The organism is Undibacterium sp. Ji83W (genome assembly GCF_049340385.1).
Lineage (GTDB): Bacteria > Pseudomonadota > Gammaproteobacteria > Burkholderiales > Burkholderiaceae_D > Undibacterium.
On record NZ_JBMPOZ010000015.1, the window covers coordinates 1 to 20,337 of the forward strand.

The 20,337-nt window shown below is 49.7% G+C and carries 16 protein-coding genes; 6 read left to right on the plus strand and 10 right to left on the minus strand.

Annotation, left to right across the window (positions count from 1 at the left end; translation table 11 throughout):
• Positions 1-184 precede the first annotated feature (184 nt).
• Positions 185-1,255, minus strand: a complete 1,071-nt coding sequence (locus ACO0LD_RS21635) for an NAD(P)/FAD-dependent oxidoreductase (protein WP_423010250.1) — start codon at positions 1,253-1,255, stop codon at positions 185-187.
• Positions 1,256-1,329: 74 nt separating this feature from the next.
• Positions 1,330-1,653: a ferredoxin FdxA gene (gene fdxA, locus ACO0LD_RS21640; RefSeq protein WP_186951675.1), complete on the minus strand. Its 324-nt coding sequence runs from the start codon at positions 1,651-1,653 to the stop codon at positions 1,330-1,332.
• A 413-nt stretch (positions 1,654-2,066) separates the two neighbouring features.
• On the opposite strand from fdxA, the gene ACO0LD_RS21645 reads away from it, so the two are divergent.
• Complete coding sequence (locus tag ACO0LD_RS21645) at positions 2,067-3,038, plus strand: 2-hydroxyacid dehydrogenase (RefSeq protein ID WP_423010251.1); 972 nt, start codon at positions 2,067-2,069, stop codon at positions 3,036-3,038.
• Between the two features lie 9 nt (positions 3,039-3,047).
• Here ACO0LD_RS21645 and ACO0LD_RS21650 read toward each other — a convergent pair whose 3' ends face one another.
• Together ACO0LD_RS21650 and ACO0LD_RS21655 are read right to left on the minus strand one after the other, a co-directional pair.
• Positions 3,048-3,302 (minus strand): acyl-CoA-binding protein, encoded by a 255-nt coding sequence (locus tag ACO0LD_RS21650; protein WP_423010252.1) that lies wholly within the window; start codon positions 3,300-3,302, stop codon positions 3,048-3,050.
• 118 nt (positions 3,303-3,420) lie between these two features.
• Complete coding sequence (locus tag ACO0LD_RS21655) at positions 3,421-4,122, minus strand: UPF0149 family protein (protein ID WP_423010253.1); 702 nt, start codon at positions 4,120-4,122, stop codon at positions 3,421-3,423.
• 111 nt (positions 4,123-4,233) lie between these two features.
• On the opposite strand from ACO0LD_RS21655, the gene ACO0LD_RS21660 reads away from it, so the two are divergent.
• The 3 genes from ACO0LD_RS21660 to ACO0LD_RS21670 all read left to right on the plus strand — a co-directional run bounded on the left by ACO0LD_RS21660 (position 4,234) and on the right by ACO0LD_RS21670 (position 6,852).
• Positions 4,234-5,241 carry a serine/threonine protein kinase gene (locus ACO0LD_RS21660; RefSeq protein WP_423010358.1) on the plus strand — a complete coding sequence of 336 codons (1,008 nt, stop codon included), beginning with the start codon at positions 4,234-4,236 and terminating at the stop codon, positions 5,239-5,241.
• Between the two features lie 91 nt (positions 5,242-5,332).
• Positions 5,333-6,004 (plus strand): ribose-5-phosphate isomerase RpiA, encoded by a 672-nt coding sequence (rpiA, locus tag ACO0LD_RS21665; protein ID WP_423010254.1) that lies wholly within the window; start codon positions 5,333-5,335, stop codon positions 6,002-6,004.
• A 101-nt stretch (positions 6,005-6,105) separates the two neighbouring features.
• Positions 6,106-6,852, plus strand: a complete 747-nt coding sequence (locus tag ACO0LD_RS21670; RefSeq protein WP_423010255.1) for a carbonic anhydrase family protein — start codon at positions 6,106-6,108, stop codon at positions 6,850-6,852.
• Between the two features lie 84 nt (positions 6,853-6,936).
• On the opposite strand, the gene ACO0LD_RS21675 is transcribed toward ACO0LD_RS21670, so the two are convergent.
• From ACO0LD_RS21675 to ACO0LD_RS21685, 3 genes are all read right to left on the minus strand, one after another.
• Positions 6,937-7,209, minus strand: coding sequence for an oxidative damage protection protein (locus ACO0LD_RS21675; protein ID WP_110253792.1), 273 nt, complete (start codon positions 7,207-7,209; stop codon positions 6,937-6,939).
• Between the two features lie 65 nt (positions 7,210-7,274).
• Positions 7,275-8,585 (minus strand): amino-acid N-acetyltransferase, encoded by a 1,311-nt coding sequence (argA, locus tag ACO0LD_RS21680; protein ID WP_423010256.1) that lies wholly within the window; start codon positions 8,583-8,585, stop codon positions 7,275-7,277.
• A 131-nt stretch (positions 8,586-8,716) separates the two neighbouring features.
• Positions 8,717-9,871 (minus strand): tetratricopeptide repeat protein, encoded by a 1,155-nt coding sequence (locus ACO0LD_RS21685; protein ID WP_423010257.1) that lies wholly within the window; start codon positions 9,869-9,871, stop codon positions 8,717-8,719.
• A gap of 271 nt (positions 9,872-10,142) precedes the next feature.
• On the opposite strand from ACO0LD_RS21685, the gene hrpA reads away from it, so the two are divergent.
• Both hrpA and ACO0LD_RS21695 read left to right on the plus strand, forming a co-directional pair.
• Positions 10,143-14,264 carry an ATP-dependent RNA helicase HrpA gene (hrpA, locus tag ACO0LD_RS21690; RefSeq protein WP_423010359.1) on the plus strand — a complete coding sequence of 1,374 codons (4,122 nt, stop codon included), beginning with the start codon at positions 10,143-10,145 and terminating at the stop codon, positions 14,262-14,264.
• A 151-nt stretch (positions 14,265-14,415) separates the two neighbouring features.
• The gene (locus ACO0LD_RS21695) at positions 14,416-15,312 is read left to right on the plus strand and encodes a DMT family transporter (RefSeq protein WP_423010258.1); all 897 of its coding nucleotides are present in this window, start codon (positions 14,416-14,418) and stop codon (positions 15,310-15,312) included.
• Between the two features lie 21 nt (positions 15,313-15,333).
• Here ACO0LD_RS21695 and ACO0LD_RS21700 read toward each other — a convergent pair whose 3' ends face one another.
• The 3 genes from ACO0LD_RS21700 to pepF form a co-directional block, all read right to left on the minus strand.
• Positions 15,334-15,933, minus strand: a complete 600-nt coding sequence (locus ACO0LD_RS21700; protein ID WP_423010259.1) for a hemerythrin domain-containing protein — start codon at positions 15,931-15,933, stop codon at positions 15,334-15,336.
• A 157-nt stretch (positions 15,934-16,090) separates the two neighbouring features.
• Positions 16,091-18,145, minus strand: a complete 2,055-nt coding sequence (locus ACO0LD_RS21705; protein ID WP_423010260.1) for a S46 family peptidase — start codon at positions 18,143-18,145, stop codon at positions 16,091-16,093.
• A 108-nt stretch (positions 18,146-18,253) separates the two neighbouring features.
• Positions 18,254-20,116 (minus strand): oligoendopeptidase F, encoded by a 1,863-nt coding sequence (gene pepF, locus ACO0LD_RS21710; RefSeq protein WP_423010261.1) that lies wholly within the window; start codon positions 20,114-20,116, stop codon positions 18,254-18,256.
• Between the last annotated feature and the right edge of the window lie 221 nt (positions 20,117-20,337).

The window sequence follows — 20,337 nt, forward strand, 5'->3', positions numbered from 1 at the left end:
TCTACTTGCTCTACTACTGATAATTTAAAAGTCAGCGTGTAATCTCGCTGACTCCTGCGCATCCCTGTGTCCATCTCACTTTCCTTTCCGGTTCTAGAAAAGTGTCAACTTTAATCAGGACGGGTCACAGAAATAAAAAAAGCGCAAAGAAATCTTTGCGCTTTTTGTTTGCGTGGTTCTCGGATTAATCGAAAACCGGTGTTTCCACACCCAGGATTTTGTGCAGCTTTGGCGATGTGGTGGTGTATTGCATGTGGATTTTCTTGTCAGGGAAAATATACGGTGCAGCACCAAACGCAGCCAGTGCAGCCTCATGGAAGCCGGACAGGATGAGTTTTTTCTTGCCAGGGTAGGTGTTGATATCACCCACTGCAAAAATGCCAGGTACATTGGTTTCAAACTTCTCGGTATTGACGACCTTCAATTGCTTGCGTTCTATGTCCAGGCCCCATTCGGCGATAGGGCCGAGTTTTGGTGACAGGCCAAAGAAGACCAACAAAGTATCCAGTGGCATGCGGCGTGTGACGCCATCAGCACCAGTAACCTTGATTTCAGACAGCACATCGTCTTTGGTTTCTATGCCTGTGACCTGGCCTATGGTCAATTGCATCTCATAGTTGTCGCAGAGTTCTTTCATCTTGGCGACAGAAGCCGGTGCAGCGCGGAAATCTTCACGGCGGTGCAATACCACCACGGATTCAGCCTTGCCAACCAGGTTCAATGCCCAGTCCAGCGCAGAATCGCCACCGCCACAGATCACCAGGTTTTTGCCATGGAACTGGGTAGGGTCTTTTACGCGGTAGAACACCTGTTTGTTTTCAAAAGCTTCTATGCCTTCAACTTTCAAAGTGCGTGGCTGGAAGGAGCCAACACCAGCAGCGATGAAAATGGTTTTGGTGATGAAGCGTGTGCCTGCCGATGTTTCCAGGTCAAAGCGGCCATCTTCACGGCGTTCAACCAGGGTCACTTCCTGACCTAAGTGGAAAGTCGGCTCGAATGGTTCAATTTGCTTCAACAGATTGTCTGTCAGTTCCTGGCCTGTGCATACTGGCACAGCTGGGATGTCATAGATAGGTTTGTCTGGATATAGCTCCACGCATTGGCCGCCGACGACTGCCAGGGAGTCAATAACGTGTGCTTTGATTTCGAGCAAGCCGAGTTCAAATACCTGGAACAGGCCAACGGGGCCTGCGCCTATGATGACGGCATCTGCTTCAATGGCGGCGTTAACCGCGGTAGTTTGTTTGTTTTCCATACGACGAGATGATTCCTGATATTGCGGATTTGTTTGAGCCGATTAGCAAAAGCCCATATTGCTTTCCCAGATACTTATTTGTCCAGATATTGCAATTTATCTTTGACGTCTTTCCAGTCGTCAGCATCTGGCAAAGGAGCAACGGTCTTGGTAATCGACGGCCATTTGCGGGTCAGGTCGGCATTGATCTTGATAAATTGCTGTTGATCCGCCGGCACATCTTCTTCCGCAAAAATGGCGTTAGCCGGGCACTCTGCAACGCACACGGCGCAGTCGATGCATTCGTCTGGATCAATGATCAGGAAATTCGGGCCAGCACGGAAGCAGTCCACCGGGCACACATCCACGCAATCGGTATAGCGGCAGCGGATGCAGGATTCGGTCACAACGTGGGTCATAACAGTCCAATCTAAACTAAAAATTCGGGATTTAGGCGCAGCCTAAGCGCAAAAACAGGCTCAGGGCTGCAAAGCCTTGTATTTTAAGGCAATTTAGCAGTTCTCACAAATCAGGCTTATATAGTTTGCGCATAAGCAAATGCAGCCGCATCAGTGGACTTTGCCTCTGGAGTTTATCCTGAGTGTGCAATTGTAGGCCTAAGTTAAGACTTATGGATTGATTTGCCTCATCTGCATGAATTTTCTTGCAGGAATTATAGTCAGGATGAAAGTTGTTGAACTGCCATAACTCTGTAAGAAAAAACGGTATGTAAACGGTATGATGCCGATATTATGCAGCATTGAGCTTGTTTGCCAGGGGCGGACGGGTATTTTCAGCATTTGTTTTTGATATTTTTATTTTAAGGCCAGACATGAAGCCTGCAATCCTGGTAACACGCGCCATTTTTCCTGAAGTGTTGACGAAGCTGGAACAGTATTTTGAGGTGGAGTCGAATCAGGATGATATTATTTTTTCTCCAACTGAGCTCGCTGCCAAACTAAAGGGCAAGGTCGGCACTCTCGCGACTGCCAGTGCCAAAATCAATACTGAGCTGTTGCAACAGTTGCCAGATTTGAAAATGATCGCGAGCATGGCTGTCGGTTATGACAACATTGATGTGCCAGCTTGTACTGCGCACGGTGTCATGGCTAGTAATACACCCGAAGTCTTGAATGAAACCACCGCTGATTTTGGCTGGGCTTTGCTGATGGCGACTGCCAGACGCGTGACAGAATCTGAACATTGGTTGCGCGCCGGTCATTGGACCAAGTGGCGTTATGATTCTTTCCTGGGTGCTGATGTGCATGGCGCCACCCTGGGTATTATTGGCATGGGCAGGATAGGGCAGGCCATTGCCAGGCGCTCCACTGGTTTTGATATGAAGGTCGTGTATCACAACCGCTCCCGCCTCAGTGCTGAGCAAGAAGCCTATGCAAACAATGCACAATATGTGAGCAAGGAAGAGTTGTTGCAGCAAGCCGATCATGTGGTGCTGGTGCTACCATATTCAGCTGCTTCGCATCACACCATAGGTGCAGCGGAACTATGCATGATGAAACCGGGCGCGACGCTGGTTAATCTGGCACGTGGCGGTATTGTCGATGACCAGGCCTTGATTGCAGCCTTGCGTGAAAAACGGATTGCAGCAGCAGGCCTGGATGTATTTGAGAATGAACCTAAATTCCATCCAGATTTTTTGACACTGGATAATGTCGTCCTGACACCGCATATTGCCAGCGCCTCTGAGGCAACACGCCGGGCAATGGCAAACCGTGCGGCAGACAACCTGATTGCCGGTCTGACTGAAGGCAAGCCAAGGGATTGGCTCAATCCTCCGGCTTAAGACGGAATTTTAGCCTTTGAGTTCGTTGATCTGATCAACATATTGCTGCATCGCTGCTTCCTGGGTCGTGCCTTTCAGGCCAGCCCAGGCATCGAACTTGGCGCGGCCGACAAAGTCGGTCATGCCAGGGCGGTCACCTGTGGCGTCGCCGGCACTGCCTTGTTTGAACAGGGCATAAATTTTCAGCAAAGTCATATTGTCCGGGCGCTCGGACAAGGTTTTGGAATCGGCTTGTGCCTGGGTGAATTGTTCTTGCAAGCTCATGGTAGTCTCCAGCATGTTATTAAGAAGCGCAAAAATAGCATGAAGACATGCAGGCGGGGCAGTTTTGCGCTAGAGGTTTCCCTCCAGCGCTGCAGGGTTGCAGATGATTAATAGTTGATCAATGCAGGATAGGCTCGGCACCGCAGCAGACTTTGTATTTTTTGCCGCTGCCACAAGGGCAGGGATCATTTCTGCCTACTTTTGGGGCTTCACGCTTGACCGTGGTGACACCAGACTTGCGCAAGGGTGCCCAGAAGCGGCGTATTGTGGGAATAGAGGCTTCCAGCGTCAACGCCAGTTCATGGCATTTTTCTGGCGTATCAACAAATTTTAATTCGCTTTCTTCTATCTCTTCTGCACCCAGCAGGTAGATAGGTTGTAGCAAAGGGCCGATTTCTTCGGATTCCCAGGCTGCTTCCCATGCCTCTTCGCGCAATTGCATGCCTTCCCAAAAGCCCCAGGCCCAGGTTTCACCATCGATCAATTCCTTGCCATTTTGTTCCATGACGCAAAACAGGGGCTCGTATTCTTGCGGGGCCACTTCAAAGGTGATCTGTATTTCATTCATGAAGCGGGCTACCAGGCCGGTAACGCGTTGCATTTCCTTTTCATTCTTGAACTTGGGTTCGCCCTGGTCAGGCAAGCCCCACACCAGTGGCAGCCATTCAGCCATTGGTATCATTTCAGGGCCGAGAGCAATGGCGGTCAGGTAGCCGTGCAAGGCATCCATGGTCATGCCATCGTCGCCGACTTTGTCCGACATCAGGAATTTGTCGAGTTCATTGAATTCTTTGTCGCTTAGTGGTTCGTCGAGATGCATGGCGTGACTCTTGAAAAGGTAAGTATGAAAATACCGGAAGTTTAGCGCTTTGTGTGCTGGCTGTGCAGGACTTTTATGTCGAACGCACTGACAGGCACGTACAATAGCGACATGACAGATTTTACTCCCCCAGATTCATTCGCCGGGCTGACACCCGAATTAGTCCTTGATGCCGTCGAAAGCAGTGGCTTGCGCAGCGATGGCCGTATGCTGGCCCTGAACAGCTATGAAAACCGCGTTTATCAGATAGGCATAGAAGACGCTTCTCCCATTATCGCCAAATTTTATCGCCCCTTGCGCTGGTCAGATGAAGCGATACAGGAGGAACATGACTTCGTCACGGAGTTGCAGGCGCACGAAATTCCTGTCATTGCGGTTTTGCAGGCAGACAATGGCAATAGCCTGCGTCACTATCAGGGCTTCCGTTTTTCCTTGTTCAAACGCCAGAGTGGTCGCGCGCCTGAAACCGGTGACCCGGCCACCCTGGAATGGCTGGGGCGTTTCATAGGGCGCATACATGCGGTCGGTGCGACTGCCAGCTATGCAGTCAGGCCAGCGCTGGATCCCCAAAGCTTTGGTGTCTTGCCACGTGCGTGGCTGTTGGAACATGATTTCATCCCGCCTGATTTGCTGGCGGCATATACCAGTGTCAGCCAGCAGGCTTTAGATGGTATCAAGGCTTGCTACGACAGGGCAGGCGATGTGCCGCAACTGCGCCTGCACGGTGATTGCCATTTGGGAAATGTCTTGTGGCTGGAGTCCGGGGCTGAAGCAGGCCCCCACTTTGTCGATTTTGATGACAGTCGCATGGGGCCTGGCATACAAGACTTATGGATGCTGTTATCGGGCGACCGTAGCGAAATGCAAAGCCAGTTGACCGATATCCTGGTGGGTTACGAAGATTTCTTTGAATTCGAGCCGCGCCAACTGTATTTGATAGAGGCCTTGCGAACTTTGAGGCTTATCCATTACTCCGCCTGGCTGGCGCAGCGCTGGAGCGACCCTGCTTTTCCGGCAGCCTTTCCATGGTTCAACAGTCAACGCTACTGGCAAGACCGCATACTTGAATTGCGTGAGCAGGTTGCTTTGATGGATGAAGCACCATTGTGGCAAATTTGATACTCTTTTTGTCATGTTTTGATCAAAATGCTAATTAGTTAGCCTTTGCTGTAAAATCCCGCCAATTTTTAAACTATGATGGAAATGCACCATGACTCAAGACGAATTGAAACTTGCCGTCGCCCAGGCGGCAATTGCTTATGTAGTAGAAGGTGAAATTGTTGGCGTAGGTACAGGTTCTACAGCGAACTTTTTTATCGATGAGCTGGCCAAGATCAAGCACAAAATCAAAGCAGCTGTTGCCTCTTCCGAGGTGACGGCAGCACGCTTGCGTTCTCACGGCATTACCGTGCTGGATTTGAATGAAGTGACATCCATGCTAGTGTATATCGATGGCGCAGATGAAATCACGCCGCAAGGAGCCATGATCAAGGGTGGTGGCGCGGCATTGACGCGTGAAAAGATTGTTGCATCTGTTGCTGAAAAATTTATCTGTATCGCTGATGGTTCCAAACTGGTGGATGTGCTGGGCAAGTTTCCTTTGCCGGTGGAAGTGATTCCCATGTCGCATGCAGTCGTCGCAGGCAAGCTCAATGCATTGGGCGGTGAAGCGCGTTTGCGCATGAAGGGTGGGCAGCCTTTGTTAACCGACAATGGCAATATGATTTTGGATGTGCATGGTATGCAAATCCAGGACCCGCTCGCTATGGAAGCTGAGATTAACAATATCGTGGGTGTGGTGACGGTCGGTTTGTTCGCGCGTCAGGGTGCAAATGTTTGCCTGCTGGGGACTGCAGAGGGTGTCAAAACCTTGCAGTTCTGAATTCAGCAAGGGAATACTTCATGTTGGTCTGCTGTAAATACGTGCAATTGCAGGTAAAAAAGAAATCATCCGTTGTTCAATTTTATGAGGAGATGGTGCAAATGGATACGAATACAAATAAAAAGACAGCCACATCGTTAAGCTTCTTTGCCGCATTGACGACTGCGCTATTGATGTCGGCTTGTGCAACACAGTCACCAACGGCAAGCCAGCCTGCTATTAATGTTTCAATGACGCAGGCCATGCAGAGCAAGATCAGCCCCGATGTTGCCATAACGATGTTGAAAGAGGGTAACCAGCGTTTTGTATCTGGCAATATGCTCAAGCGCGATTTGCCAGCGCAGGTGAAAACCAGTGGCAGAGATGGTCAGTTCCCATTTGCCAGTATAGTCAGTTGCATAGACTCGCGTTCTGATCCTTCACTGGTATTTGACCAAGGTATAGGTGATTTGTTCATTGCCAGGGTAGCTGGCAATATCGTCAATGAAGACATACTTGGCAGCCTTGAATATGCAGCCAAGGTTGTTGGGTCCAAAACCATTGTCGTCCTTGGTCACTCTCATTGCGGTGCTGTCAAGGGTGCCTGTGATAATGCCAATCTGGGTAATTTGACACAACTGGTGGCCAAGATCATGCCTGCAGTGAAATCAACGCCGGATAATCATGGTAGTGACCGTTCATCACAAAATCACCATTTTGTCGAAGCAGTGGCAGAGATGAACGTCAAATTGACGGTCAAAGCAGTAACGGAAAAGAGTGTGGTACTGAAAGAAATGGCGGACAAAGGCCAGATCAAAATCATCGGTGCCATGCTGGATGTAGAAACTGGCAAGATAGAGTTTTATTGATATAGCCCGCTTCAAAGAAGAAAGCCCGCAGATGCGGGCTTTCTTCTTTGTGTGCAGCTAATATGTTGCAAATGAAGCGCTTACTTATTCTGTCGGTGGCACATAGCCGGTAGCAGCATCAGCACCATCTCCAAAGAAATGTTTTTCCATCTGGGTTGCCAGATATTTGCGGGCGCGGGTATCAGCCAGATTCAGGCGGTTTTCATTCACCAGCATGGTCTGGTGCTTGAGCCAGGCAGCCCAGGCTTCTTTCGACACGCTTTCATAAATTCGTTTGCCCAATTCACCTGGGTAAGGTGGAAAATCCAGGCCTTCGGCTTCTTTGTCTAGTTTAATGCAGTGGACCGTACGGGCCATGTTGGTGCTCCTTAATGTAAATCTTTATGAATCTTGAAAACAGGCTGAATTATACGGGCAGTGGCTCAGAGTTGCTTGATCAGAACCAAAGACTTGCGTTGCCAGTTATACATTTTTTGCCTGTCTTTAGGTAAATCATCGAATGATGCGCTGACAAAACCGCGTTTCAGGAACCAGTGTGCGGTGCGCGTCGTCAACACAAACAGGCTATGGAAACCAGCCCGGCGTGCGCGTTTTTCCATATGTTTGAGGATGCGTTCGCCGTCACCCTGGCTTTGCACGTCCGGGTTGACGGTCAGGCAAGCCATTTCTGCCATTTTCTCAAATGGGAACGGATATAGCGCCGCACAGCCAAATATCACGCCATCATGCTCGATGACCGAGAAGTAATTGATCTCGCGCTCTATCAACTCACGGCCACGTTTGACCAGGGTGCCGTCAGCTTCCAGCGGTTCTATCAGTTTGATGATGCCGCCTACGTCTTCAATCGTAGCTTCACGCAGGCTTTCCAGGTTTTCTGAAGATACCATCGTACCCACACCATCATGGGTAAATAGTTCCAGCAGGGCAGAACCATCCATTTGATAAGGCACGATGTGGATACGTGGCACACCACCACGGGAAGCCTTGATCGCATGTTCCAGGTAAAACGCAGAATCCAGCGGCAAATAGCCAGCCTTTAATTCAAGCTCAGCCTGCATGAAAGACAATTCGCGGATTTCATCATTGTCCTGGTCCACCATCATTGGTGTTTCAGAGATGAAAATCAGCTTGTCAGCACGCAAGGCAGTGGCAGTCGATACCGCCACGTCTTCCATGGTCAGGTTAAATGCTTCGCCAGTTGGTGAGAAACCCAGCGGGCCAAGCAAGATCAGGTTGCCTGCATCAAGAATGCGATGGATGGTGTCATACGCCACTTTGCGGGCGATGCCAGTTAACTGAAAATCCACTCCACCGACTATGCCTATCGGTTTGGCAGTGACGAAATTGCCAGAAATGATACGGATCGCCGAATGGGCCATAGGCGTGTTTGGCAAGCCCTGGCTGAATGCGGCTTCAATATCAAGGCGTAACTCTCCGGCAGCTTCTTTCGAGCATTCCAGCGCTGCTGTATCGGTAATGCGTATGCCATTATGGAAACGGCCCTCTACATTACGTAAAGCCAGTTGTTCTGCAACCTGGGGTCGTGAACCATGGACGATGACTATCTTGATGCCAAGTGCATGTAAAAGTGATAAATCTTGCGCCAGAACTGGCAGGGCGCCTGCCATGACCAGTTCACCGGGAAAGGCGACCACAAAGGTCTTTCCACGGAAGGCATGAATATAGGGCGCGACTGAACGCAACCATTGAACGAATTGAACGGGATTTTCCATCCGCCAATTATAATCTGAGACGCAAAAATGCATGGGATTACAACGTGGTCGGATTTCCACATTGTTGTCGTCGCTGCAGTGACCTCAGTTCAGGAGCCGTCGGTTGCGCACCATGAGTTATAGGTAATGCTTTAATTATGCGAGTAAGTTGCCTTGATTTTTTCCAGTTTGCTGGCGTAAAGATTTTGCGCTTTACGCGTTGTGCTGTTGGCCTTGGCCAGCGTCAGTTCATCTACTGCATCCGAGGTTTCGCCCAGTCTTAAATGCGCCAGTGCCAGCCATAAATGAAATTCATCATAGTTGGCATCGCGCCTGATTTCACGTTTAAACAGGGTTTTAGCTTCTGCATAGTCCCCACGCTCCATGGCGGCCAGACCCTTGTTGAAGAAATGGAAAGGGGGATAGGGTTGCAAGTTTTCCAGGCGACTCAGGTAAACCTTTGCTTCAGCGCGGCGTTCGGTTTTGCGTAACACCTCCACCAGATTGCTGAGTGCCATGATATTTTCTGCATCTTTGCCCAGTATCTGTTTGAACACATTTTCAGCCAGTTCCAAATCCCCATGCTGTCTATAGATCACACCCAGCGTATTGTAGGCAGCAGTAAAATCAGGGTCACTCATCAAGGCCGCGCGGGCAAACCAGTAAGCGTCGTTGACCTGCTGCTGTGCCAATGATTCTGCCGCACGGTTATTGAAATACATGGCGATGACGGTTGCTTCTTTTATCAGCTCAGAGCGCTGTCCTTTAAGGTCTTTAGGTGGCAGGAAATCGATCACCATGGCTTGTGAATATTCCTGGGTAAAGCCTTTGAATGCCGACTTGTACCCTAATACGATATTGACATGTCCTGCAGCAAAATAGATGTCGTTATTGCGACTCCATGACTCATCAACAAGTACATTTTGATATTGCACGTCCATACCAAGTTCTTTTGCAAATGTCGCAGTCATCAATACCAGCGACAAGCAATTGCCTGAGCGCGCGCTGAATGCCTGTGCTGCATTGCGTGTGATTTCGGCATCATATTCAAGCTTTATCTGGCCTTTGGTGGACAGCGCGTCAAACAAGGCTCTTTGTGGCGATTTAATCCGTAATTGGGGGCTAATGTCGTTCTTCAGATAAGAGCGCATTTCATTGCTAAGCGTCATTACCTCGTCAATATTGACTGTCTTTGCTGACGGGGTAAAACCTTGATCATTTAATTGCAGGCGGCTTATTTTCTGGCTGGGCTGGCTGGCGCAGGCAGTGAGCAAAATAGTGAAGAACAGCGTTATCCAGGTTTTCATTTTTGTCTCCCCCGCGTAGCTTGATTTTGACATTAGGCGCAGCATAGATACGCGTCCGTTTCATTATAGGATAAATAAAGTAGGGATTTATTTATATGAATTCACGCTTGTTGTTAAAAGCATCCATTGGCATTTTGCTCATGCGAAAACAGCAAATGAATGTGCAGATGATGGCAGGTAATGCAACATTTCCTGCTCGGCTTAAAAATCTGGGATAATCTGCAATGCTATGTCTTCAAATCAAACACCAAAAAACTCCCCCCCAAAAGCAATGCCCGGTGCGATAGATGGTTTATCGGGATTGCGAGAGCTTCGACAACAATTGCGTGAGGCCACCGCGAAGTCTGAAGTACCGGAAAACAAACCGCTGGACGTCAGTGGTGCTGTACAAGTTCGTGTGCCGAAAGTGCAGCATGAACGGCAGCAAGCACCTCGCCAAAAATCCACTACGCCTCGAGCTGCCGCTCAGCCGGGGCGTGCCAGTGGTAAAGAAAACAGCAGGGAAAACAAGCAACAAAAACCAGTTGCCCCAGCCAGGGAAGAACCTGCTTTGCCGTTTCGCAATCCTTTGCCTGCGATAAGTTATCCTGAAGAGTTGCCGGTATCCGGCAAGCGTGCGGAAATTGCCGAAGCTTTACAAAAGCACCAGGTCATTATCGTCTGTGGTGAAACCGGCTCAGGCAAGACCACCCAATTACCCAAAATTTGCCTGGAGCTGGGGCGTGGGCAAAAAGGCATGATAGGCCATACACAGCCGCGCCGTATTGCTGCGTCGTCTACCGCCAAACGCATTGCACAAGAATTGAATTCCCCACTGGGCGAGCATGTTGGCTTTAAAGTCCGTTTTACCGATACCCTGAGCAAGGGCGCATCCGTCAAACTGATGACCGACGGTATCTTGCTGGCAGAAACCCAGACTGATCCGCTGTTAAAACAATATGACACCATCATCATCGATGAGGCGCATGAGCGCAGCCTGAATATTGATTTCCTGCTCGGCTACCTCAAGCAATTGCTGCCCAAGCGCCGTGACTTGAAGATCATCATCACTTCAGCCACGATAGATGCACAGCGATTTGCCAATCATTTTGCCGATACCAGGGGAGCAGAGCCCAAGCCCGCGCCCGTGATCGAAGTGTCAGGTCGCTTGTACCCGGTAGAAGTACGTTACCGCCCGATACAGGACACAGAAAAAGATAAAGAGCGCGATTTGATGACGGCTATTACTGATGCCGTTGATGAATTGTGTCGCGTCGGTTCTGGTGATGTACTGGTATTCTTACCCGGTGAGCGTGAGATTCGCGATGCTGCTGAAGCCTTGCGCAAACATCATCCGCCGCATGTAGAGATTTTGCCTTTGTTTGCGCGCCTGTCGGCGCAAGAGCAGGAGCGGGTATTCAAGATCTCGAATGCACGCCGCATCGTGCTTGCTACGAATGTGGCGGAAACCTCGTTGACCGTACCGGGCATACGCTATGTCGTTGATGCCGGTTTGGCTCGTGTTAAACGTTACAGCTACCGGAATAAAGTCGAGCAATTGCAGATAGAGGCGGTTGCCCAGTCTGCAGCCAACCAGCGTGCCGGTCGTTGTGGCCGTGTTGCCGCCGGTGTTTGCATACGCCTGTATGACGAGCAGGATTATTTGCAAAGGCCAAAATTTACCGAGCCAGAGATTTTGCGTTCATCCCTGGCAGCCGTCATCTTGCGCATGAAGTCCCTGCGTCTGACGGATGTTGAAACTTTCCCCTTCATAGAGCCGCCACCGGGCCGGGCGATTGCTGACGGGTACCAACTCCTGCAAGAACTTGGGGCGATGGACGAAGTCAATCAGCTGACGCCGGTTGGCAGGCAGTTGGCGAAACTGCCGCTGGACCCGCGCGTGGGCCGCATGATCCTGGCAGCGCGCGACAATCAGGCCTTGCAGGAAGTGTTGATTATTGCTGCTGCCTTGTCGGTGCAAGATCCGCGTGACCGTCCCATGGAGGCGCAGGCTGCGGCGGACATGGCGCACAAGAAATTTGCCGATGAAAAGTCCGAATTCCAGTCTTACCTGAAAATCTGGACATGGTTTGAAGATGCCATCGAACACAAGAAAACCAATCGCCAGTTGCAAGATAATTGCCGTGCCAATTTCCTGAGCCAGATGCGCTTACGTGAATGGCGTGAAGTGCATTCGCAATTGTTGACCATCGTCAAGGAACAGGGCTGGCGTTTGAATGAAGCCCCCGCCACTTATGAGCAATTGCACTTATCTCTATTGACGGGCTTGCTGGGAAATATCGGCTACAAGTCAGATGAAGAGGCGCATTACCTTGGTGCGCGTGGTATCAAGTTTTATATCTGGCCAGGTTCTACCCTGGTCAAAAAAGCCGGGCGCTGGATCATGGCGGCTGAACTGGTGGATACCACACGTTTGTATGGCCGTTGCATCGCCCAGATCAATCCTGAATGGCTGGAAAAAATCGGCGAGCATTTGCTGAAAAAATCCTACGGTGAGCCGCGCTGGGAAAAGCGTGCAGGTCAGGTATCTGCCTTTGAACGTGCCACTTTGTATGGCTTGGTTGTATATAGCCAGCGCCGCACCCAGTATGGCTTGACGCATCCTGCAGAGGCGCGTGAGATGTTCATCCGCGATGCGCTGGTCGAAGGCGAGTTTGACACCCGCACCCCTTTCTTTGCGTATAACCAGAAACTGGTGCGCGAGATCGAAAACCTCGAACACAAATCACGCCGCCTGGATGTGCTGGTGGATGAAGAACTGATCGTGGCTTTTTATGATCAGCACTTGCCAGCCGACGTCTATAACGCCGTGCTGTTTGAAGAATGGCATAAGGAAGCGACCAAGGCCAATCCCAAGCTCTTGTACCTGAACAAGGACGAGTTGATGCGCCATGAAGCAGCAGGCGTTACTACGGATTTATTTCCCAAGACCATGCAAGTCTCAGGTGTGGCTTTGCAGCTCAGCTATCACTTTGAGCCAGGCAGCCCTCGCGATGGTGTTACCCTGACTGTGCCTTTGTTTTCTCTGAACCAGGTGTCGGCAGACCGCTGTGAATGGCTGGTGCCCGGCATGCTGAAAGAAAAAGTGCATTTGCTGATCAAGTCCTTGCCGCAAAAAATACGTCGTCACTGTGTGCCCATCCCGGAATATGCTGCTGGTTTTTGCGAGCGCAATGATTTTGGTAAAGGTAATTTTCTCGATGCCGTGGTTGCTGACATACGCGAGCAAAAAGGCTTGCTGTGCAAGACCACGGATTTCAAATTCGAGACTGTACCCGTGCATCTGACGATGAACTTCAAAGTCGTCGATGAGCATGGTCGCCAACTGGAAATGGGCCGTAACCTGGCCAGCCTGCGGGCAGAATTTGGTGGCCAGGCACGCGAGAGTTTTCAGCGTATTGCCAGCGCTGAAAAACTGGCCCTGCTGGATACCAATCCAGTTGCGACCAAACAGGCTGTTGTCGCAGAAGACAAGTCAGTCCGCAATGCTGGAAAACCTGCAACCGCGAGCATTCAGACGAATGCCGCAGTACCTGCATTCAAACAGGAGAATCTGACCGCATGGACTTTTGACAGTCTGCCCGAACTGCTGGAAGTCCAGCAGGGCAAGCAAACTCTTATCGGTTATCCGGCATTGGTGGACAAACTCACGCATTGCCATATTGAAGTGTTTGATGATCCTGACGAGGCCGCACGTGTACATCGCATAGGCATGCGACGCCTGTTTGCCTTGCAGTTAAAAGAGCAGATCAAGTTCCTGGAAAAAAATATCCCTGGCTTGCAGCAGATGGGCATGCAGTTCATGGCCTTGGGGTCGCAGGAGGAATTGCGTGACCAGATTATCCAGGTCGCCATAGAAAGTGCGTTTCTACAAAATCCTTTACCTGCTAATTCAGGTGAGTTCAATAAACGCCGGGATGAAGGTAAAGCCAGGTTGAATTTGCTGGCCAATGAAATTGCCCGTACAGCCGCGCAAATATTGGCCGAATTCCATGGCCTGCCCAAGAAACTGCAAGGCATCAAGGCGCATGCGCAAGCTGCGGCTGATATGCAGGCGCAATTGCAGTTACTGGTGACCAAGCACTTTATCGCGGAAAATGATTTCACCCAGTTGTCGCATTTCCCACGGTACTTGAAGGCGATCACGGTACGCATGGACAAGCTACGTGCCGATCCGGCGCGTGACCAGAAACTGCTGGCTGAATGGAATAGTGTGGCCCAGGCCTGGCAACGCCATCCTCGCAAGACGGGAGTTGATGCAGACCCCAAATTGCTGGAGTTCCGCTGGTTGCTGGAAGAACTCAGGGTTTCATTGTTTGCGCAGGAACTGCGTACTCCCATGCCGGTGTCCGTCAAGCGTCTGCAAAAAGTGTGGGAAAGTTTGCAGCGATAGCCGTCAAGAAATAGATCACCAGTAAATGAGTAATAAAATGAGTAATAGCGTGGCCGCAGGCAAAGCTTGTTTGCTTGTTGTATGCTGAGGACAGGCAGACAGGTTAATACACCTGATACTGCCTGCTTTTTTTATAAGCCTGCTGAAATTCATGAATCATAAACTGAACCCCGCAACGATATTTTTGCTTGTCATACCGCCTTTGCTCTGGGCGGGCAATGCTGTCGTCGGGCGCATGATTCATGAGATGGTGCCGCCGATCACACTGAATTTCATACGCTGGATATTGGCGTTTTTGATACTCTTGCCCATGGCTTTCCACATTTATCGTCGTGACAGCATGTTGTGGCGTAACTGGCGGCGCTTTGCCGTTCTGGGTTTGCTGGGTGTGGGCTTGTACAATGCCTTGCAATACCTGGCCTTGCAGAGTTCTACACCGATCAATGTCACCCTGGTTGCCGCCAGTATGCCAGTGTGGATGATGATGGTCGGTAGCTTGTTCTTCCAGGCCAGGGTCTCGCGTTGGCAATTGGCTGGCGCAGTATTGTCTATAGTTGGCGTGTTGATCGTTTTAAGTCGTGGTGAAATAAGGCAATTGCTGTCGTTGCATCTGGTTCCTGGTGATATTTTCATGATCATTGCCACCATCACCTGGTCAATCTATAGCTGGTTGCTGACGCGTGGTAATGACGGTGAGTTACGTAATCATTGGGCTGACTTCTTACTGGCGCAAGTCAGCTTTGGTGTATTGTGGTCCGGCCTGTTTTCTGCGACTGAATGGGCGGTGACCAAACCGACCATACACTGGAGCCCCATGCTATTCGCAGCCCTGGCTTTTGTTGCCGTTGGCCCGGCAGTGATTGCTTTTCGTTGCTGGGGCCTGGGTGTGCAAAGAGTGGGGCCCAATATTGCCGCTTTTTTCAATAACCTGACGCCCTTGTTTGCAGCCCTGATGTCGTCCGCATTTCTGGGGGAAACGCCACATGTATTTCATGCGTTGGCTTTCATGTGCATTGTTGGTGGCATTTTCCTGTCTTCACGACGCTAGGTTTGTTGTCAAATTCTCAGTTTAAATAGGATCTCCAACACCGATAGGCGCAGGAGCGATATTGACGATAAGTGAGAACAGTTGCTCGTATTTATAACGATTGCCAGCATCATCCAGCATTTTGCGGTTTTCCAGAAATGCCGCATCCACTTCTTTCCAGTCCTCATCATTCAATACTTGCCTGGCTACAGGCATGATGCGCTCTTCTTCTGCCCGCATGTGGGTAAAGTAAAAAAGAGCATACTGCTCTACCAGATCACGAAACTGTGCGAAAGCAGGTTTTCCACCAAACTCATAATCCAGCAATGCATGAGACAGTTTGTGCGCCATCAGCTCACCCTTGCTGTGTTGTTCGCTTAAAGTCTCGAGCTCGCTGTCGAGTTGATGTGTTCTTTCCTTGATTTTGGCAAAAAGGTATTGATCTTCCTTGGGATGGTGGACTTTTTCGGGATATTCCATGATGTAGTACAGCATCGCACGGAAAACCTTTAAATCAGGCGCATTGCCACCGCTCTCTATTTGCCGGACAAAATAGCGCATGCCTTGTATGACAGAAGACAGGTGCTCATGCTCATCCTGAATGATGCGCAGCGAAGCAGGGTAAATATTTCTGACTGACATGAAGAGCCTCCTTGCTATTCTTTTCCTTACTTTACTTTGGCAAAGGGAGGGAGCTGTTGATCAGGATCAAAAGTGCTGGCCTGTGATGAGATTAATGGTAAAAAAGCCACGCAGGCAGGTGCCAGCGTGGCTATCTTGTTTCTTGATGCAGCGGATATTACTTGCCGCTCAATTCCTTCAGCAATTCCTGCGCATGGTAAATTTTATCCATGGCTTCCAGTATGCCGCCACTGTGTACGGCGACACTACGATTACTGCGTTCATCAAACCAGAAGGCACCACCTAGAGAATGGATGTTGCCATCAAAGACCAGGCCGACAATTTCACCATTTTTGTTGATGAGAGGGCTGCCTGAATTGCCGCCTATGATGTCATTATTGGTCACGAAATTGTAGGGTTGTTGCAGGTTCAGTTTGCTTTTGGCTGCATGCCAGGATGCAGGCAAGGCAAATGGATAGGCACCTGTTTCATGCTCAAACGCCCCTGCAAAATTGGTAAAGGGCTTGACGGTGTTTTCTCCAGACTGCCAGCCTTTGACCTCGCCATAAGACAGGCGCAGGGTGCCAGTGGCGTCAGGGTACGCACTGGTGCCGGTCTGGACAAAACGGGCTTGTGCAATCAATTCTGAATTTTTTTGCACGACTGTCTGCACTTCCTGCTCCATACGCTTGCGTACGCTACGAGATTCAGCGTCGACTGCCAAGGCCAGTTTGATGAATGGGTCATCTGACTGCGCAATGGCCTCCTTGCCACCATTCCATAAGGTTTTGCGGTATTCAATATCTGCCAGACGGGTTTTGCTGACCAGTTTTTCTGTCAGTTGATCGGGTGAGAGTTTGCCTAATACCTGCTTGACGAATGCGTGATTGGTTCCAAGGTCTTCACGCATCTTGGTCAAGGAGTGTGTCAGTTTGACTTTTTCGAATTCCGGATAAATGGGGGCTTTTGAAAACACCATTTGCTGCACGCCAGGCAGGCGCGTATCGGTAAATTCTGGCAAGCGATCAGCATTGTTTTTTATTTTTTCATCTGCCGCACGAACCAGATTGCGGGCGATGCGGAAATAATCGCTTGAGAAGGCCGCTGCACCTTCTGTCATGCTGGAGATTCTGTGCAACTGGCGATAGTTTTCCTGCGCTTTGGCAATCGCATCCCAGGCGCCACTGACTTTTGCCTTGAGTTCTGGCCTGGTATCAACAAACTGGCGCAAGGCGGTTTCTTCTGCTTGCTTGCGGACGATGAATTCCGGGTCCAGCAGGGTCTTCAGTCTGCCGATGCCAGCCTTATAGCTATTTTCTGTATTGAATAACAGATGATCTGCCGTGCGCGCTGCTTCTGCGCTGGTCTTGCGGTATTGCGTGAGCACACCACGCAATTCTGCCAAATGTTGCAAGTTGTCGATAAGGCCAATATCACGCAAGCTGTTCAATTGGGCGATGGTCAATTGACGCTGGGTGGAGCCAGGGTGGCCAGTGATGAAAGTCATTTCACCTTCTTGTGGCCCGGTCTTGCTGAAAGGGAAGAAGTTTTTGATTTCAGCCGGTTTGCCGTTCTCGTACACGCGCAACATGGTGATGTCGAGGTCATAGCGCGGGAAATTGAAATTGTCCGGGTCGCCACCAAAAAAAGCGATGGATTTTTCTGGTGCCCATACCAGGCGGGTATCGGCATAGCGATGGTATTTATACAGATGGTAGCGACCACCATGATAAAGATCGACGACATCGCAACGCGTTTTTTCTTTGTCGTCCCCTACGCAGGCGGACGTCAGTTTGGCATAGATGGCATTTTGTGCCTGTTTGAAATCTGCACCTTCAAGACCTGCAGTGGCCTTCTTGATGTCGTCTGTCACATCGCTGATATCTTCCAGGCGGTTTAATTCCAGCGCTGGACAAACTTGTTCTTCTTCACGTTTCTTCGCCAGGAAGCCATTTTCTACATAATTTTGTTTGGCTGTCGATAACTGTTCTATACAGCCAGATGCGCAATGATGATTGGTCATGACCAGGCCATCTTTGGAGACGAAAGAACCAGAACAGCCAGGTAGCTTGACTGAGCTTAACATGGTGTTCTTGATCCACTCTGCAGTGGGCTTGAAGCCGTATTCTGTTTGCAGTCTGGCGGTCGGCAAATTGTCCATGGTCCACATGCCTTCTGCCGCCATGGACAGGGCAGGAATTGCCAGACTTAGAAATAAGAATTTCTTTTGCATAGTTTTTCCATTACTTTGAAAATAAATTGCCTCTCCCTGTTACAGGAAGAGGCAGGGTTTTTTCATGTTCAGGAATTTTATTAATTTCTGTTTGAACTACTTGGCATTTTAACGTTTCGCCTGTATTGCTTCAATTTGATCCATGATTTTATTCATGCGCACAAACACTGCCTGATAAGGCGCAGGTGAGGCCAGATCAACACCTGCGCTCTTGACCAGTTCATAAGGGTAAGCAGAACCGCCAGCTTTCAGGATATTCAGGTATTTATCTTTGGCACCAGTTTGGCCCTTCAAAATCTCATCTGCAAACATGGATCCGGCAGCGATGGACGTGGCGTACTGGAATACATAAAAGCGATTGTAGAAATGAGGAATATACGCCCATTCTACGGCATAAGTATCATCTATCTTCATGACGCCTTCTTTGTCGCCGTGATAGCTTTTCAAGATGTCGCCATAGATTTTCGACAGTGCTTCACCAGTCAGCGATTCACCTTTATCCACCTTGGCATGAACTTCACGCTCAAAGTCGGCAAACATGGCCTGGCGGAAGAATGTGCCTCGCAGGTTTTCCAGTGCCGAGCCCAGATACAGCAAACGCTCGTCATCGCTCTTGGCGATCTTCAGCATATGGTCGAGCAGGAAGACTTCATTTGTGGTCGAAGCAATTTCTGCCGTGAAGGTAGGGTAGTCAGCGCTGATGAATGGTTGATGCTTATTTGCCAGGTAGGAATGCATGGCATGACCCCATTCATGTCCCAGGGTAGAGACAGACTCATAGTCGTCGTTGTAATTCAACAGCAAGTATGGGTGCACGTCATAGGCTGCGCCATTCATGTAAGCGCCTGAACGTTTGCGTGGACGTGGGTACACGTCCATCCAGCGTTCAGTTGTGGCTTTTGCCATTGCCTTGGTGTAGTCATCGCCAAGCGGCTTGACTGACTCCAGCATCAGTTTGATGCCATCCTTGATAGGATATTTGAAATCGCCAGACACCAGTGGTGGATAGATATCGAAATAACGCAGGTCTTTGACGCCTAGGAGCTTGGCGCGCAATTTGAAGTAGCGGTGCAGGGTAGGGAGATTGGCACGGGTTTGCGTTACCAGAGTGTCGTAAACTTCACGTGGCAACTTGTTGTTATCCAGTGCCTGCGTCAGTGAATCGGGATAGTTACGTATCTTGGCATAAGCCGAATCGCGTTTTAACTGCTCGTAGAACGTGACGCCATAGCTGCGCTCAAACTCTTTCCATTTGCCCCAGAATGCATCAAATACCAATTGACGGTCAGCGCGGTTGGGTGCTGCGCGGTATTTGGTATAGGCGGACTGGTCTATGCGTACTTCTTCACCTGTTGATAATTTAACCTTGGGCCAGGGCATGTCAGCATTTGACAAGGTGGAATACACTGCGCTGGCCGTATTGGTTGCCATGCCAAAGGTGGCAACAATTTCTTCACCTTTTTTATCCAGGGTATGCTGGCCAGAGCGCAAGATATCATCGAGTTGATGGGCGTAGATTTTCAAGCCCTTTTCTTTGGCCTGAAAAGCCTGTATTTTTTTGACGCCTATACTCAAAATTTCTGGCCTGAGGAAAGACGTTGCTTCTTCCACTTTGCTCCCCAGAATGTCTGAGCGCTGACCCAGGTCCATGCCAGCATTGTCGCCAGTATCCTGATCGCGGAACTGGAAGGCATAACTGGCCAGTTTGGCATAACGCTTCGACAAGTCGGCATTTAAATCCAGGCAAGTCTTGAAGCGCGCGATATTGTCACCCAGGTGACCGCTACAGGTTTGAAACTGTTTTAACTGCACCTCCAGCGTCATCGCATCTTTGTCCCAATCAGCCTTGGTCTGATACATGTCATTTAAATTCCAGCGGTCTGCTTCCGTCTCGCTGGGGTGAGCAGCAAAGGCAAAGCTTGGCAGGGTCAATGCAACAGCGAACAAGTTGCGAACAAGATGTTTATGCATGGTTAGTGGTCCAGTTTGGATTTTTTGGATTAATGGATGTGCAACAAATACAGAAGCAAGGGCTTGTTGTTTATTTGATATACATACTTTTTAGTATTGTCATATTGCCTCTGTACTTGAGGCCATATTCTGGTCTGAAAGTTCACAAATGAAAAGCCAATCTGGAAATATATTTACCATATCCTGCATCTGGTATTGCCAAATAAATAATTGAAGTGCAG

Bases quoted from the DNA above. Each gene is read 5' to 3' on its own strand.
- ACO0LD_RS21635 (WP_423010250.1), bottom strand. From the start codon at position 1,255: ATGGAAAACAAACAAACTACCGCGGTTAACGCCGCCATTGAAGCAGAT.
- fdxA (WP_186951675.1), bottom strand. From the start codon at position 1,653: ATGACCCACGTTGTGACCGAATCCTGCATCCGCTGCCGCTATACCGAT.
- ACO0LD_RS21645 (WP_423010251.1), top strand. From the start codon at position 2,067: ATGAAGCCTGCAATCCTGGTAACACGCGCCATTTTTCCTGAAGTGTTG.
- ACO0LD_RS21650 (WP_423010252.1), bottom strand. From the start codon at position 3,302: ATGAGCTTGCAAGAACAATTCACCCAGGCACAAGCCGATTCCAAAACC.
- ACO0LD_RS21655 (WP_423010253.1), bottom strand. From the start codon at position 4,122: ATGCATCTCGACGAACCACTAAGCGACAAAGAATTCAATGAACTCGAC.
- ACO0LD_RS21660 (WP_423010358.1), top strand. From the start codon at position 4,234: ATGACAGATTTTACTCCCCCAGATTCATTCGCCGGGCTGACACCCGAA.
- rpiA (WP_423010254.1), top strand. From the start codon at position 5,333: ATGACTCAAGACGAATTGAAACTTGCCGTCGCCCAGGCGGCAATTGCT.
- ACO0LD_RS21670 (WP_423010255.1), top strand. From the start codon at position 6,106: ATGGATACGAATACAAATAAAAAGACAGCCACATCGTTAAGCTTCTTT.
- ACO0LD_RS21675 (WP_110253792.1), bottom strand. From the start codon at position 7,209: ATGGCCCGTACGGTCCACTGCATTAAACTAGACAAAGAAGCCGAAGGC.
- argA (WP_423010256.1), bottom strand. From the start codon at position 8,585: ATGGAAAATCCCGTTCAATTCGTTCAATGGTTGCGTTCAGTCGCGCCC.
- ACO0LD_RS21685 (WP_423010257.1), bottom strand. From the start codon at position 9,871: ATGAAAACCTGGATAACGCTGTTCTTCACTATTTTGCTCACTGCCTGC.
- hrpA (WP_423010359.1), top strand. From the start codon at position 10,143: ATGCCCGGTGCGATAGATGGTTTATCGGGATTGCGAGAGCTTCGACAA.
- ACO0LD_RS21695 (WP_423010258.1), top strand. From the start codon at position 14,416: ATGAATCATAAACTGAACCCCGCAACGATATTTTTGCTTGTCATACCG.
- ACO0LD_RS21700 (WP_423010259.1), bottom strand. From the start codon at position 15,933: ATGTCAGTCAGAAATATTTACCCTGCTTCGCTGCGCATCATTCAGGAT.
- ACO0LD_RS21705 (WP_423010260.1), bottom strand. From the start codon at position 18,145: ATGCAAAAGAAATTCTTATTTCTAAGTCTGGCAATTCCTGCCCTGTCC.
- pepF (WP_423010261.1), bottom strand. From the start codon at position 20,116: ATGCATAAACATCTTGTTCGCAACTTGTTCGCTGTTGCATTGACCCTG.